The following is a 13980-nucleotide window of genomic DNA, read 5'->3' as shown; positions in this document are numbered from 1 at the left end:
ACCCGTTATCTGGTCAAGTGAGGACCTACGGGCCGCCGGCGTTGGCCGGGGACAGCAGATCTGACCAGACGAAAGGTGCGACGTTCAGGGGAGACGTGCCTGGAAGCTGGATGACAGTTCCCATCCTTGCCATGTGCCCGATTCCCCCATGAAACCTTTTAGCACTGCTGCGGACAGTCTAGCCGCTCCATTAGTGATAGCGGCAGGATGGACGGTCTTCCTGTTATCTAGACCGAGAATGGTGACCGAGAGCCGGACACCATGAGTGCCCTAAGTTGCTAGCGTCGGTTGGTCAGTCCCGCAGACTTGGCACGGTTACATGGCCCACAGAGTAGTTGCAGATTTTCGATGTTGTTGCTGCCGTTCAGCGCCAGCGGAATGATGTGGTCGAATTGCAGTTCGGTGGTGGTGCCGCAGTTTTGGCATCGGCCTTCGTCGCGTGCCCATATGTACTGCTTCACATCATCAGGAATTGCTCTCCGCGACGCGGAGCCTCGGGGAGCGGAACCGGCTGCGACCGTCGCTTGGGCAAGATCAATATGTCGCCTCTGTCGTTGTTCCCTGGTCACGAGCAGGGCATAGATTTCATCCGATTTCAGTCCGTCGTTTTCCCAGTAGAACTTGTTCTGGAACTGCCAGTATCTCCTGCCGCCAATCGTGACCAGTGGCATCGGCTGGCGTCGTTGCGATGCTTGGCGTTCCCTGAACTCGGTTTTCGGCATCTTGCCCAGCAGGTAGGTTTTGTTGCCGATGGCGAGGGCGATGGGCCCCTTCCGTGTCCAGAAACCGGGTCGGTGTTCGAGTCTTACATTTTCGGCCCTGCGTAGCATCCCCAAGTTCCTAGCTCTGAGCGTTTTTCCGACGGATCTGGCGTTTCTGAATATCGTGCGTTACCAAACCAAGATATCCAGGAGGCGCAGGTCAGTGAGACCGTCCAGGCGTCGGACCCGCTCCTGCTCGTTGACGTCGGTTGATTCGAATTCCCGCAGGCTTTTCCTCAGTGCAGCGAGAGAGCCGGTGGCGCGTGCGTCCAGAAGGTCATTGCGTATTGCAGTCCAGGTCCGGCGGCGCCACCCAAATTCCGGGTACTCGGATCGGAGAGCTTTGGCGGCAGGGTTATAAGCACGGCGGACATGGCTGTCGAGAATCGGGTACAGACTCGGCTGCTTCAGGTGCAGGACTTTGGAGATCTTTGCGAAGTTCACGCCTTTGGGTGCGCGTTCGGCGAAGTGCCAGTACAGATCCGTCATGGTCGGGAAAAGACCGTTGCTGTCGGGGTCGGCGTCGGCAAGATCAGCCTTCGACTGGATCCAGGGTGCGGTTTCAGCGGTTTCCATGAAGAAGGCCAGTTCGTTATTGGTGATCCGTGAGCTGATCTTCCGTGTCCGTCTCACTTCCTCGGCCGTCAGGTTTGCCGGTTCTCCTGCACCTACCAGGTCGAATGCCATGGGTGTCTTGCGGGGGTATTTCACCATGATGTCCATTGCCTCTTGGAGGCTTCGGGCGTCGCCGGCCACCTTGATGGCCGTTGTCGTGGATTCGTTCATAGCGGCCGTCCTTCGGCTGTTAGGGAGGGTCTAGGCAACGAGTTTGGCGTAAACGACGTAGTTGTCGTCGAATTCTCCGGTTGCAGGGTCGTAGCCGTCGCAGGTGATCAGGCGCAGTTCGGAGCCTTCGGTATTGCCGTAAACGCTCTGCGTGGGGAACGCGTTCTTTGCGTATTGCTCGCCCCGGTCGAACACGAAGACTGCTGTGGTGCCGTCTTCGCGGGCGACTTCGATAGTGTCCCCGGCCTTCAGTTCCCGCAGCTGGGCGAAAACCCCGGGCCCGCCTCCGTAGGAGTTCACGTGTCCGAGGAGTACTGCCGGTCCGCGCTCCCCCGGTGTGGGCGAGTGTGTGTACCAACTGGCCGGAGCGCCGGGATCCCCGGGAGGCACTTCAAGGGAACCGTTCTCCTGCAGTCCGAGCCTGAGCAGGTGCGACTGCGCGCCGATCGAGGGAATGGTCACGGATACGGGTGCGGACGCCTCCATGACAGGCAGATGCGCAGGCCCGGAGGCCTCGGCTGCCTGGGCGGCGTATCGAGCAGTGGTGGCGGGGTGGGGATCTGGCCATCCGGGGGAGGTGTTGATATGCTGAAAGTAGCCTCTATATTGTCCTGTCATTCTGTCAGCTTTACATAACGTGCATTATGGGTTTTTCGGACAGCTGCTGGGGGAGTTCCGCCGGAGCATAATGTCCGTTCTCATTGCAGTTGTCAGTTTTCGCATCCAACGTGTCAGCTGACGGTTTCGGACTGTTTCTCAGTCAAGTTGTCAGCGTGCCGTTGCCCGCGCTGCGTCCGGCGAAACTGCTGAGCCACGCACACTTCAAGCCCATCGTTGATTTACGGAACTGACAGGTTGGATGAGAAATAATCCACCAGATTTCTCTCATCCAACCTGTCAGTCCCCAGGTCGCGACTGACAACTACTTTGAGAACGGACACATAAGCTCACACCCTGAAGGATGGATGAAGCCTTGAATTGAGCGTTCGGTGGCGTCGGCGCCGTCTTGAAGTGCTTGTGGCATGAGGTGCCCGTAGATCTGTTCGGTGGTCCGCACGGATGCGTGACCGAGCCGGCGTGAAATGGCGAACAGTGGCATTGCGCCGTCCTGGATGAGCCAGGAGGCGTGCGTGTGACGCAGGTCGTGGATCCGTGGTGACTTCGTCAGCCCGTTGGTTTGGGCTGCTTGTACGGCTGGTACCCAGTGGTGTTGCCAGAACGGCTTGTGGCCGATGCGGCCCCCTGTAGCGGTGGTGAAAACCAAGTCAGTGCCCGTCCTGACGGAAAGCAGCGGGCGGAGAAGGTTTGCAAGACTGGCGTTGATCCCGATCGTGCGTTTTCCCGCCCCGGTTTTGGTGGGTCCTAGGTAGTAGCCCGACTGTCCGTCCCGTTTCCACGCCTTGTTGATTCGCGCGGTGGGCACGCGCGATGTCAAGTCGATGTCGGCGGCTTGGAGGGCGGTCGCTTCTCCGAATCTGGTGCCTGTCATGACGAGGAACTGCACAAATACTGTGTAGTTCCGGTTCATGCCGTCGAGGAGCAGGAAGAATTCTTCAGGTGTCAGGAACCGGGCGCCGTCGTCCACGCGGTCGAGCGCTGGCAATGGCACGCCCCGGCACGGATTTCGGGTGATGTACTGGAGTCGTTCGGCAGTATTCATGGCCGCCGATAACAGTCCATGCATGTTGTGGATGCTTTTAGGCGCGATGCCTTTGGAGCTCAGGCCCTTGATCCACTGGATGATCTCGCGGTAGCCGAAATCCTCAAGTGCAATATGGCCTATGGCATGGCGAATGTGCAGGTCGAGCATGCGCTGGTAGGTGGCGACCGCCCCGGAGGCCGGCCGGATGAGCAGATCGATATGTTCCTGAACGACTTCGGCAACAGTCAGAGACCCGGGCCGGCCGCGCGGAGACTCGGGTTCCGGAGGTCGGTTGTGGCACTGGAGATATTCGAACAGGCTGATGGCTTCCTGCTCAGAGCCAACGGTCAGGCGTCGTTGGCGCTGAGTCCCGAGCTCACGCCAACGTACTGAGTGTGCGAGGGACCCGTCCCAGCGGAGCCGGGTGCTGATGCTGACCACGAGGGAAGGCTACGCCTGCCTGTCCTGGCTTCCAAGAGCTGCTCTGCAGCTGGCATGTCCTTCTCGGGTCTCGAACCGCCTGGAAAACCTGCGCTGATACGGAATCGCCGTCGGTTTGCGCGGCATGCGCTCTTGAAGGCCGGCGTGACTATCGCGGCACCATGTGCTCTGAGATCATGTCGGCAGCATCCGGCAAATCGATGGTACCCGCGGCGACCCCAACGACGAGTTCGAAGCCCTCATCCGTGGTGAAGTCATGCCGGTATCCGTTGACCCAGAGCAGCAGCACCATGAGCGTCCATGCGGTTCTTTTGTTTCCGTCGAGAAGTGGGTGGAACCGGGCGACGGACTCCAGCAGTGCAGCTGCCTTCAGGCCAAGGTCCGGATAGGCTTCTGCACCCATGACCGTTGTTGCCGGCCTGGCCAGTGCGGAGGCCAACAACCCAACGTCCCGGATATGGAAGCCGTACCGATCAACGACCTGAAGGGCGTCCTCAATATCCAGGTATGCCGTCACGCGTCCTCAAGCCGCGTCAGCAGTTCAGCATCATGGCTCAGGACGAAATCAAGGCCTTGGCTGATTTCCCGTCGGCGCGCATGCCGTTGCAGGACCAACTCGGCCCCTTGCAGCAGCAGCGCGGACTTGGACGTGTGCTCCTCGGCGGCCAGCTTCTCCAGTCGACGATCGAGGTCCTCAGGGACGCGCAGATTCATAGCCATTACATCATGGTACCAAAGCGGTACCAACGTAGATTCCCGGCAGGATCAGGGGATGGGGCGAATTGATTCATCTGATGAGATACGCAGACTATTACTTTACATAAGGTCAATTATCGGCGCTCGAAAACGGCCGGGGGAGACGCCGCGGAAGGGGTTGCATTCCGGCGTAACCGCAGCGCTTTTCGCCCGCTAATCACGTGCTTGAACCTGGGCTGCCAGCGCCTGGTTCAAGGCCGGAATGTCCAGGAACTCCGGATCAAAAGGTTCAGCCGAGCCGGTGATCTCCGCCACCCATTCCGAGTGCTCGGCGTGGTCCGGATGAGCCGGGTCTGCCAGTGCCTCCAGGATCTCTGCATACCCTGGGAATCCTCCGGAGTCTTCCAACGGGCCGCGGCGGGCGCCGCCGGCCACTCTGGCCAGCGGGGCGCCTTCCTTCGCAGGATATTGCGCAACGAGCTCAAGCCGGTGCAGCCAGCTGTCGCCAAAGTCGTATTCATAAAAGGCTGCGCCACCGCCCATGTCCAGCAATTGGCCAAGGGACATCTTTTCCTCTGGCCTGTCATCCGGTTCGTTGCACTCCCGCCGTGGAAGCCACTGCAGAGTCTCAGGAATTTCACCGTCCACCGGTCGCAACGGCGCAAAGGGGTCACCGGCTGTAAACCTGTGCAGGTGCATGTCCTCCCACCCAAAGGTAGTTTGCAGGACCCTGTGTGCCTGATCCAGAGTCAAGGAGCCGCTGACCTCCAGCTGGCGCCAGATTTTTGGTTCGATGTCGGCCAGCTCCACGCGAACCCCCAGTATCGACCCCGGCTGCCCGCACATCTCGGTAGAAGCGTTCTCCATGCAGGCCATTCTTACAGCCCGCATTTCGGCCCCAAAGACGCTAGCCTCTCCCCTGCCATCAAACTTCAGCCTTACAAAACGTGGGTTATCTGTATTTCGGAACGACCATAGGCTCCGGCCGCACGCGGAAAGAAACCGGTCTATTTTGACGCTGCGTATCAGGGCGAAGTGGCGGGAACGCCCAGCGCTCAGATGAAGGACCAGCTCAGGCTGTGCACTCCGGTCCGTTGTCGTCCGCGGATTGCTGCCTGACTGGGCCGAGTGCATGTTGCTGGACGCGACGGGTGCCGTCGCCGAATTCTTCCCACGTCCAAGATGAAGTCTTGATGTGCTCGGTTGGATCGTGGCTCCACGTCGAATTCCAGGTGGCTACGTATCCGGCCTCGTCGCCCTACACCGGCGGGACCTCCGGGCACCTGTGACCCTCCTGCCAATGCCTGGCGACAGTACTTTTGGGCAACTGCAATGCCGCCGCCACCTCCCGAATCGTCATGCCCTGCTCGCGTCCATCGTAGACAGCCATGTGAAGCACTTCCGACTCGACGGCTCATACAACGCTGGCCTGAGCCCGAGCTGCCCGAAATGCTTCCGATGAGCTGACGAACGACATAGCTTCCTTCCCTTGTCCCACGGTGGGACAGTACTACTGTCCCAGTGGGACAAGGGAAGCAACCACGCCACTAAGGTCTTGATCCCGCACCCTGCAGCGGTAGGCCGAGAAGGTGAACCGGTTGAACGCTACAGCAACCCTAGTTGTCGCTATAGCCCAGAACCGTTTCGTTTCGGTTCCTTCTGGAGTCGGGACGATACGGGATAGAACTGGGCCCGGTATCCCCCAGGAAACGCCGGTGCGGGCGAGCTGGCCTAATCTGTTTTCATGGCTGAATGGTTCTCTGTCGCAATCGCGGCTCTCTCCCTAGTCGTTGCGGGCTTGGCGTGGATTAGTTCGCGTAAGGCCAATGACATCGCCAGGGGCGCAAACGCGCGCGCCGATCATGCTAACGCCATAGCGGAATCGGCATTGGAAGACGCTAGGCGGGCCCGCCTCGACATCGTGTGGGATGAGGCAATACGCGCCCTAAACGACTTAGTGACATTCGATTTCGCCGGATCGTCCGAGGCTGTGGGGCCGAAGCTTGTGTCGGCCCGTACAAGCTTGCAGATGCTCGCGGACAAGCTAGACGGCGACGCGGTGGGAAAGTGGCTGCAGGCAGACTGGGCTACGGCAAACCTGTTCATGCGGGAGGCACTCGAAAAGAAGGTCGATAAGCGCCGTGCCGACTACGTCGAGGCCGTATTAGAAGCAAACTCCACTGCCGCCGCTTGGTTGGTTGGCATGATCAACAACATCAGGTTTGCCCGGCTTGGCGGTGTTTCCGAGGACGTAATCGAGCGCCTGCAGCGCAACGCCGTTGAACATGCTGAGGACATTAGGAAGCGCAACAACTGGCCTGAGGACTCATGGCTGCCTGAGACTCTGCAACCGTTGCAGGACGACCGAACCCTCTAACCAGTAAACCAGAGGCAAGGTCGCACAACTCCCCCAGGGATCCAGAAGCATCCGTGTATGCGGACCCAGGGGTAGGTCACACCCAACCTGGCATCTTTTGCTTGACGGAATATAAGTTATCGGCGTTCCGGCTTTGCGCAATTGCGCTCTGATGCGCCACTTTTGCATCCGTACGTGGACAAGGACACCTGCACGGCGGCAACGAGCCGTTACACAGTGGGTATTCTTTGGGATGCACTTTCGAATCGCCTTGGGGACCGCTCCTCATTGGTCCCCGCACCCGTCCTAAGGACCCCACAATGCAGACAGTCACTCTTGGGAGCTTCAACAGCAAAGACACCGATTCCGTAGTGGACCTTTGGACCATTTGTGGCCTTGTACGTCCCTGGAACGATCCCCGAAAAGATATAGAGCGGAAACTCCAGGTGCAGCCAGAACTCTTTCTGGTGGCACATGACGGACTGCGGGTGGTCGGCACGGCCATGGCTGGTTATGACGGGCATAGGGGCTGGATCCACTACTTTGCTATCCACCCCGAACAGCAAGGCCGCGGGCTGGGCCGCCGCCTTGTTCAGGATATCGAGCAGCGGCTGGGTGCTTTGGGTTGTCCCAAGATCCATCTGAACGTCCGCAGCAAAAATGAAGCGGCAGCAGATTTTTGGCGTGCCGTCGGATTTGAATCCAGTGACTCCCTGACTTTCGCCAGGCGCCTCATTACCGACTGATCTTTCCGGGACGGCTCCCTCGACTGCGTCTGGTTATGTCCACCCCAAGGGGTTGCGAATCATGAAACAACGGTAAAGAGCCGCGGATGAGTGGTGGCGTAGCGGCATTGTCCAGTCGCTGCGCCGGTCACCGGGACCTCGGCCAACGAGCATGCACGCCCAGGCATCAGGGCGTGCATGCTGTACCTTCTCGTCGCCGGAGACAGTCCCTGTCCGGGTCCGCCTATTCCGGCCGCAGCGGGGGCGCTGGCCTGTGCCGCGGTTCGCGAAGGCAAGGTAGCCGCAGCCAGTATTCCTGCAGCCACCAGCAGCCCGGCCGCGACGGCAAGCACGCTGCCGTATCCGGTGATTAGTTGGGCTTCCTCCGTAAGGGCCGAATGCCGGCTGCTGTTGCTGACCGTCGCAGCGACGCCCGCCAGAACTGCCAGTCCGAGGGCAACACCGATCTGCTGTGCGGAGTTGAGCAGTGCAGAGGTAATTCCGGCCTCGGTGTCCTTCTTGTGATATACGACGGACTGGGCCCCAGATGCGGGAAAAACGGGGATGCCCAATGGCTTGGGCCATCGGTGGCAGTTGGTCCCAGGTTTCTAGAGCCCGAACGCGCTTCCGTGGCCATGTTCGAACACGAGGTTGGTCTGGGTACCTGCGACGGCAGGATTCGATGACAGATGGTCCAGTACGAATTGACGGATGTGCTCGGTGTTCTTGGCCGTGATGTGGATCAGGAAATCGTCCGAACCGCCAAGAACGAAGAATTGCTTGATCTCGGGCAGGTCCCGCAACTCGCTTCCGAAGGCATTCATCAAGTGCCGGGCACCGGGCCTGAGCCGCACACTGACCAGGGCCTGGAGGGGCAGGCCCATCGCTTCGGGTGCGACTTCGACGGTGAACCGCTTGATTACCCCCGAGTCTTTGAGCGCTTTGAGGCGGGCAAGACAGGTTGACGGCGCAAGTCCGAGAGCCTCCGACAACGACTGGTTGGTACGCCTTGAATTATTGGAAAGCAGGCCCAGAAGCTTCTGGTCGACTTCGTCCAACGTCACCTGTTGCAGTTTCTGCGAGTCCGACACGCTGTAACGCTCCTCACATTGTGGAAATTGTTCATTTGTTTTCATTCTGCCGCAGATCCTGCGAGCTCCGCTCATGTTTCCGCATTTTCTGTCATTCTTTTGCCCACAAGCATCAATCCCGTCAGAAAGCACGAGTCATGATCATCTCCGTTCCCAAGGAAATCAAGAACAACGAGTTCCGCGTTGCCATCACTGCCGCCGGCGTCCACGAATTCAAAGCAAACGGCCACGACGTGCTCGTGGAAACCGGCGCCGGCGCCGGCTCCGGCATCAGCGATCAGGAGTACGCCCTTGCTGGAGCCGAGATCGTTCAAACCGCAGATGAGGCCTGGGCTAGGGCCGACATGGTGATGAAGGTCAAGGAACCCGTGGCATCCGAATACCGGCACTTCCGTGAGGGCCTGCTACTTTTCACCTACCTGCACCTTGCAGCGGAACCCGCACTGACCCAGGCGCTTGTCGAATCCGGTGTCACCGCCATCGCCTACGAGACGGTCCAGGAAGGCCGGGCACTGCCGCTGCTCGCCCCGATGTCCGAAGTGGCCGGCCGGCTCTCCGTCCAGGTCGGTGCGACCTCGCTGATGGCACCCGCTGGCGGCAAGGGTGTGCTGCTCGGCGGCGTTCCGGGCGTCCGTCCCGCCAAGGTTGTCGTCCTCGGTGCAGGCGTCGCCGGCACCAACGCCGCGGCCATGGCGCTCGGCCTCGGCGCCGACGTGACCATCCTGGACATCAACATCAACCGGCTGCGCGAACTGGACGCCCAGTACCAGGGCCGCCTGAAGACCGTAGCGTCCAACTCATACGAGATCGAAAAGTCCGTTATCGACGCTGATCTCGTCATCGGCTCCGTCCTGATCCCGGGAGCGAAGGCACCCAAGCTCGTGACCAACGACCTCGTGGCCCGGATGAAGCCCGGCTCGGTGCTCGTTGATATCGCCGTGGACCAGGGTGGCTGCTTTGAAGATACCAACCCCACCACGCACCAGGAACCCACGTACAAGGTCCACGACACCATTTTCTACTGCGTGGCAAACATGCCGGGTGCCGTCCCGAACACGTCCACTTACGCGCTGACCAACGTCACGCTCCGCTACGCGGTAGCCCTTGCGAACCACGGCGTCAAAGGCGCTTTCGACCGGCTTCCAGCTCTCGCCGGCGGTCTGAACGTGGCGGCAGGCAAGGTGACCCACAAGTCGGTCAGCGATGCCCACGGGCATGACCTCGCCGACTGGCAGGACCTCGTAACGGTCTAAGGCATCGGCCGTGTCTGCCCGATAGAAGGCAGACACGGCCCGCTTCACAGAAAGGGAAGCATCGAATGGCATTTCACCTGCAGCCCAAGTGGCAGCCGCTGATTGGCCAGCTGGTCATTGTTAAACTTCAGGATCAGGAGATCCGGCGCGGAGTTGTCGATGCAGTCACCGACGATGATCAAATTTTGTGGCTCGACAGTGACGGGGCTGAGCCCCGCCGGCTATTTCACCGGGCAGACGGTTTCAACGTGTGGGTCGACTACAAGTGGGAAACCGATAGGTTCAGCCGTTGCCCTGACTTCCAGCGGGAGGCTGCATCATGAGGGGCGGGCAGTCCAACGCGGCTGGATACGTACAGCGTCGGGAGCGGCTCCACAGTGATGATGAATTGTCGGCAGCCATCACCCGGCTGCGTTCCCAACGGGGCCACAGTGAAGCGTCAGGTGTTCTTGTCACCTGGCACGGCCCCTGGTCCTACACCCTGGAGCTCTGCCACCAGATTCCTCCCGGGCTCGTATACGAGTGCATCGCGTCTGAACGACTGAACATGGCACGATAATTCAGGCCCGGCCGGACTGGCCCCGCCCATCAGCGCTCCCCCAGCAGCTCTCAACCTCAACGACCGTCCTTTCCGATGGGCGCCAGGCACACGGTCCGCGCGAATGATGTGCCCGCAGTACATGTCGATCATCTGAGCCGCCACGAAAATGGTCGAAGATGAACAGCCGGCAAGCCCCTCCCCTACCTGGTGTGTCAGAGAGCGGGGAGCGCCATCGACCCTGTGCAACCTGGCAACGACGAAGGAAACCTGATGTCCGAACTCACTGTTGAAAGAGCAGATCTCGGCATGGCATGGGCGGTCAAAGACAGCTTTGTCCGCTATGTGCAGTCCATGCATGACGGACGCATACTCCTGCGTGACGGTGCTGCCGTGACCAATACCCGGCAGTTCTATTTCCCGTTCAAGAGCGTGGACCAGTCTGACAGTGACCACTTTGTGCTCCGGTTCGGTGGAGACGCCCGCTTCCTCGCCCATCACGGGCTTATGTCGGTCGCAATTTGCAACCCCAAAATTGAAGCCGGGCTGGACGGGGCATACCTGTTCATCGATCAAGGAAACGAGACGGTGCAACTCGCCCATCTGCGTTTGCCGGCGGTGTCGGTGGAAGACGGCGTCACCATGTGGGCGAATGTCCAGGTATCGCTGACCAGCGCAGGCGCGGCTGTCTTTGCAGACAGCTACTCAGCCGGAGAGACACTGGCTCCGCTGACCATGAGAGCACCATCTTCCGTGAAAGTACCGTGACGCAGGAGTTCAATTTACCCAGGAGCTCAAAACATACCTGGCGCATCCGGCCACGACGGATATGGCGTGTTCCTGCCCCCCTTGGAATCGGGGGCAGGAGACGCGGCGCCGGATGTCCAGGACACGCCCAAGCCGCAAGGGCAGCGCCGCGCCACACCACTTGGTCTACTGGGAAGCCACTGTAGCGGTCGTACGGACCAGGTGGGCGAAGCGTCGCGCCAGTGCCTCGGTATGCTCCCTCACAATCTGGTCTTGATTCTCGAACGCCTGCATCCCGCGCCCTGCCCGCTCCATAGCAACCGCGTCATTCTCGTCGACGAGGGACAACCACTGGCGGTAGACTGCCGGCGACAGTTCAGGGTGAAACTGCACTCCCCACGACATCTCGCCTATCCGGAAAGCCTGGTGCGGATACTGGGCGGTCATCCCGAGCCAGACCGCCGAAGGTGGCAGGTGGTCGATCATGTCCCCATGCATTGCCCCTGCGCAGAAAGGGCCCGGTAACCCGGCCATCAAGGGATCCTCGGCCGCCTCCGCCCGTAACGCTACCTCTACGACGCCCGCTTCGAGGCCCTGGTCGCCCCTGGTCACGGTTCCGCCGAACGTTTGTGCCATCAGCTGAGCTCCGAGGCAAATCCCAAGTGTGGGCTTCCTGTGGCTGGCAGCAGCTGCCATAAGGCTGCGGATGTGAGCAAGCCAGTGATAGACATGGTCGTCCAGCGAACTCATGTCTCCGCCCAGGACCACCAGGGCGTCCTCCTGGAGTATTTCCGGGATCACGTCGTCATTGAAAGGCTGGACAATTCTGGTGGTTATACCCTCGTCGTGCAGCCACAGACCGAGACGGTCGATCGGGCAATAGGGATCCGGCTGTATGACGAGGGCCTGCAAAGTGCCGGTGCCCCGGGAAAGATCTGGCTGGTAGGTCATGCTCGAAATCCTTATCGGGCGATCGAAGTTTCCAATACTTCAACGTAGCGAACAGCATCGCCGCCACAGCAGTGCCATTTGCACATTGAGATCCGAATGTGTGTGCTTGCAGAGCTGAGACTTTGGAGCTTCGGTTGGCTGGGGTCGACTCTATTCACACCATGTGACGATCCTTGAACAGGACTCAGTTTGGGCGGCCGTTGCCGTCACTGAAGAACCGCGCCCTGGCCTTCCCGCACCGCCAATCGTGCGGCAATGCCTGTGGGGAGCCAGTCACCGGCTTCTTCGAAGGAATGACCGATGAGCTGCTCTACGCGCTGGAGGCGTTGCCGGAGCGTGTTGCGGTGGATATGCAACTTGGAGACCGTGTCCGCAATGGATCCCTTGTTGGATAGCAGCATGGCAACTGTTTCGGCCAACTGGGTTCCATTTTCCGCGTCGTAGCGCATGAGGGACCTGAGTTCAGCGAGCACGTCCTTGATCTCCGCAGACATCCCTTCCCCTACGAGCGGCATGTCCTGCAGATGTTCTATTTCGCTGAAAGAGGTGACCCGTCTCCCGGACGTCCTGGCAACTAGTTCTGTCCATGCCAGTGCGGTCTCGGCGTCGGAAAGCGCAGGCTGCAGGGAAGCGACATCGCGGGCCACCGGACCGAGGCCGGCGAAGGCTGAGACGCCGCGGTGTTCGTCGAGCTCAGAAAGAGTTGTCTCCAGCTTCGCCTTGATCTCCTCTCCCGTACCGGAGGGGGTATCGATAAAGAGCAGGCTGAGGGGTCCCTCCGTGAAGACGAGGGACCGTGGGCCGGCCAGTTCCTGCAGGTAGGGGGCAATGCGCCTAGACACGGCATCCGAGTCGAATTTCAGCCGTTTCACCCGTACCAGGACAGGCAGTGTGCGGCCCTTTGACCAGCCTGACTCCTCCAGAATGCGGGCGAATGTGCTCGTGCCGACGCTACGGAGCAGGCGTGAAGCATGGGAGGAACCTACCGATTCCAGTTCTACTGCTTCAAACAGGGCGGCCAGTTGGGAGCAAATGGCGCTGAGTCGGTCAAGTTCCCTGGCGGAATAGCGGCGTGGACGGTAGCAGGTGACGATGCCCCGGGTGCTCGTCAGGCCGAAGGAAACAGATATCCGCTCATGTCCGGCGAAGTTGGATTCGATAAATTCGGAGGTTGCTGTTCGTGAGTGAGTGGTTCGAACCACTGTTCCGCTTCGCTCGCCCTTGTCCATTGCGATGGCAGTGGGCGGGGATGTGGCTGGACCACGACCGAAATATTCGATGACGCAACCGTCGGAGCTCATGTGCTTGAGGATCGACTGGGCGGCCACTTGAGCGCATTGCAGAACCGAAGTGGCGGAGTTGATCGGGAAATCTACAAGGAAATGTGCTGCTGCAGACTGACGCCGCAAGTCGTCAACAGTCTCAGCCTGCAGCAGGCCGCTGGCAAGCAGCATGCCCACCTCGTCGGCAATCAGCTTTGACTCCCAGGTGAAGGTTTCCTCGGCATACGACCAGAGGCTGAATACACCCAGGAGCGTCCCGGTCGGAGCCACGATCGGGACTACCAGCATCGAGTTGAAATCTTCTTCCTGCAGTTCGCTGATGCTGACGAACCGCGGATCCTGCTGAATGTTTTTGTTAAGGACAACTGACTGCCGGGTAAGCCCCACCCAGCCGGTTACCCCCTCGCCGAGGCGAAGGGTGACCCTTCCAACTTGCTGGCTCTGCACTCCAGCGGTACCTGCACGCATAACAAGAACTTGTTCCTGTTCATCCCACAGGTAGACGAAAACCCCTGCTGAGTTTGTTGCCCTGGCAACCAGGTCCACTGCCCTTTGAGCAAGCGCGAGCGGATCGGGTCCTTCCATCATGAGCTGCGTGAGCTCGGACAGGGTATCTGCCCGGAGCTCTGCTATTTGGAGTTTTTGGCGATAGTCAGCCGGCAGGACCTCGTTCGGTTGCGGGGCCGCGGGCTCAGCAGGGGTATTCATCT

General features: G+C 60.0%; 17 protein-coding genes. 5 read left to right on the top strand and 12 right to left on the bottom strand.

Features of this window, described 5'->3' with window-relative positions:
- Positions 1-278: 278 nt before the first annotated feature.
- The 8 genes from RI444_RS22530 to RI444_RS22495 form a co-directional block, all read right to left on the bottom strand.
- Positions 279-830: an HNH endonuclease gene (locus tag RI444_RS22530; RefSeq protein ID WP_021474710.1), complete on the bottom strand. Its 552-nt coding sequence runs from the start codon at positions 828-830 to the stop codon at positions 279-281.
- A gap of 60 nt (positions 831-890) precedes the next feature.
- Positions 891-1547, bottom strand: coding sequence for a DUF6308 family protein (locus RI444_RS22525; protein ID WP_021474709.1), 657 nt, complete (start codon positions 1545-1547; stop codon positions 891-893).
- Positions 1548-1577: 30 nt separating this feature from the next.
- Positions 1578-2165 carry a class F sortase gene (locus RI444_RS22520; RefSeq protein WP_243543043.1) on the bottom strand — a complete coding sequence of 196 codons (588 nt, stop codon included), beginning with the start codon at positions 2163-2165 and terminating at the stop codon, positions 1578-1580.
- A 304-nt stretch (positions 2166-2469) separates the two neighbouring features.
- Positions 2470-3630 (bottom strand): tyrosine-type recombinase/integrase, encoded by a 1161-nt coding sequence (locus tag RI444_RS22515; RefSeq protein ID WP_243543044.1) that lies wholly within the window; start codon positions 3628-3630, stop codon positions 2470-2472.
- A gap of 148 nt (positions 3631-3778) precedes the next feature.
- Complete coding sequence (locus RI444_RS22510; RefSeq protein WP_243543045.1) at positions 3779-4147, bottom strand: type II toxin-antitoxin system death-on-curing family toxin; 369 nt, start codon at positions 4145-4147, stop codon at positions 3779-3781.
- Positions 4144-4350, bottom strand: coding sequence for a ribbon-helix-helix protein, CopG family (locus RI444_RS22505; protein WP_229785494.1), 207 nt, complete (start codon positions 4348-4350; stop codon positions 4144-4146). Before RI444_RS22505 ends, RI444_RS22510 begins: the two co-directional genes overlap by 4 nt.
- Positions 4351-4539: 189 nt before the next feature.
- Positions 4540-5193 (bottom strand): plasmid pRiA4b ORF-3 family protein, encoded by a 654-nt coding sequence (locus RI444_RS22500; RefSeq protein WP_243542981.1) that lies wholly within the window; start codon positions 5191-5193, stop codon positions 4540-4542.
- Positions 5194-5584: 391 nt separating this feature from the next.
- A complete protein-coding gene (locus RI444_RS22495) occupies positions 5585-5716 on the bottom strand; it encodes a helix-turn-helix domain-containing protein (protein WP_316963924.1) in 132 nt (43 codons plus the stop codon).
- Positions 5717-6070: 354 nt separating this feature from the next.
- Here RI444_RS22495 and RI444_RS22490 point away from each other — a divergent pair, with 354 nt between their 5' ends.
- Positions 6071-6703, top strand: a complete 633-nt coding sequence (locus tag RI444_RS22490; protein WP_243542980.1) for a hypothetical protein — start codon at positions 6071-6073, stop codon at positions 6701-6703.
- Between the two features lie 299 nt (positions 6704-7002).
- Positions 7003-7428, top strand: a complete 426-nt coding sequence (locus RI444_RS22485; protein WP_243542979.1) for a GNAT family acetyltransferase — start codon at positions 7003-7005, stop codon at positions 7426-7428.
- 59 nt (positions 7429-7487) lie between these two features.
- Here the strand turns inward: RI444_RS22485 and RI444_RS22480 are convergent, their stop codons facing one another.
- Positions 7488-7979 carry a hypothetical protein gene (locus tag RI444_RS22480; protein ID WP_316963923.1) on the bottom strand — a complete coding sequence of 164 codons (492 nt, stop codon included), beginning with the start codon at positions 7977-7979 and terminating at the stop codon, positions 7488-7490.
- 36 nt (positions 7980-8015) lie between these two features.
- Positions 8016-8498, bottom strand: a complete 483-nt coding sequence (locus RI444_RS22475) for an Lrp/AsnC family transcriptional regulator (RefSeq protein ID WP_243542977.1) — start codon at positions 8496-8498, stop codon at positions 8016-8018.
- A gap of 137 nt (positions 8499-8635) precedes the next feature.
- Here RI444_RS22475 and ald point away from each other — a divergent pair, with 137 nt between their 5' ends.
- From ald to RI444_RS22460, 3 genes are all read left to right on the top strand, one after another.
- Positions 8636-9751, top strand: a complete 1116-nt coding sequence (gene ald, locus RI444_RS22470) for an alanine dehydrogenase (protein ID WP_243542976.1) — start codon at positions 8636-8638, stop codon at positions 9749-9751.
- Between the two features lie 65 nt (positions 9752-9816).
- Entirely contained in the window at positions 9817-10074 is a 258-nt protein-coding gene (locus RI444_RS22465) for a hypothetical protein (protein WP_264962717.1), read from the top strand.
- Positions 10075-10562: 488 nt separating this feature from the next.
- Complete coding sequence (locus RI444_RS22460; protein WP_243542975.1) at positions 10563-11057, top strand: HtaA domain-containing protein; 495 nt, start codon at positions 10563-10565, stop codon at positions 11055-11057.
- Positions 11058-11222: 165 nt separating this feature from the next.
- Here RI444_RS22460 and RI444_RS22455 read toward each other — a convergent pair whose 3' ends face one another.
- Together RI444_RS22455 and RI444_RS22450 are read right to left on the bottom strand one after the other, a co-directional pair.
- Positions 11223-11987, bottom strand: a complete 765-nt coding sequence (locus RI444_RS22455; protein WP_243542974.1) for a type 1 glutamine amidotransferase — start codon at positions 11985-11987, stop codon at positions 11223-11225.
- Positions 11988-12193: 206 nt separating this feature from the next.
- Positions 12194-13978 carry a helix-turn-helix domain-containing protein gene (locus RI444_RS22450; protein ID WP_316963922.1) on the bottom strand — a complete coding sequence of 595 codons (1785 nt, stop codon included), beginning with the start codon at positions 13976-13978 and terminating at the stop codon, positions 12194-12196.
- Positions 13979-13980 lie beyond the last annotated feature (2 nt).

The organism is Paenarthrobacter sp. AT5 (assembly GCF_032764245.1).
Taxonomy (GTDB): Bacteria; Actinomycetota; Actinomycetes; order Actinomycetales; family Micrococcaceae; genus Arthrobacter; species Arthrobacter ureafaciens.
The sequence above is the reverse complement of the archived record's forward strand: the minus strand, read 5'-3'. Positions and strand labels throughout refer to the sequence as shown.

Excerpts from the sequence above, each read along its gene's own strand:
- RI444_RS22530 (WP_021474710.1), bottom strand. The coding sequence starts at position 830 with ATGCTACGCAGGGCCGAAAATGTAAGACTCGAACACCGACCCGGTTTC.
- RI444_RS22525 (WP_021474709.1), bottom strand. The coding sequence starts at position 1,547 with ATGAACGAATCCACGACAACGGCCATCAAGGTGGCCGGCGACGCCCGA.
- RI444_RS22520 (WP_243543043.1), bottom strand. The coding sequence starts at position 2,165 with ATGACAGGACAATATAGAGGCTACTTTCAGCATATCAACACCTCCCCC.
- RI444_RS22505 (WP_229785494.1), bottom strand. The coding sequence starts at position 4,350 with ATGGCTATGAATCTGCGCGTCCCTGAGGACCTCGATCGTCGACTGGAG.
- RI444_RS22500 (WP_243542981.1), bottom strand. The coding sequence starts at position 5,193 with ATGGAGAACGCTTCTACCGAGATGTGCGGGCAGCCGGGGTCGATACTG.
- RI444_RS22495 (WP_316963924.1), bottom strand. The coding sequence starts at position 5,716 with ATGGCTGTCTACGATGGACGCGAGCAGGGCATGACGATTCGGGAGGTG.
- RI444_RS22490 (WP_243542980.1), top strand. The coding sequence starts at position 6,071 with ATGGCTGAATGGTTCTCTGTCGCAATCGCGGCTCTCTCCCTAGTCGTT.
- RI444_RS22485 (WP_243542979.1), top strand. The coding sequence starts at position 7,003 with ATGCAGACAGTCACTCTTGGGAGCTTCAACAGCAAAGACACCGATTCC.
- ald (WP_243542976.1), top strand. The coding sequence starts at position 8,636 with ATGATCATCTCCGTTCCCAAGGAAATCAAGAACAACGAGTTCCGCGTT.
- RI444_RS22465 (WP_264962717.1), top strand. The coding sequence starts at position 9,817 with ATGGCATTTCACCTGCAGCCCAAGTGGCAGCCGCTGATTGGCCAGCTG.
- RI444_RS22460 (WP_243542975.1), top strand. The coding sequence starts at position 10,563 with ATGTCCGAACTCACTGTTGAAAGAGCAGATCTCGGCATGGCATGGGCG.
- RI444_RS22455 (WP_243542974.1), bottom strand. The coding sequence starts at position 11,987 with ATGACCTACCAGCCAGATCTTTCCCGGGGCACCGGCACTTTGCAGGCC.
- RI444_RS22450 (WP_316963922.1), bottom strand. The coding sequence starts at position 13,978 with ATGAATACCCCTGCTGAGCCCGCGGCCCCGCAACCGAACGAGGTCCTG.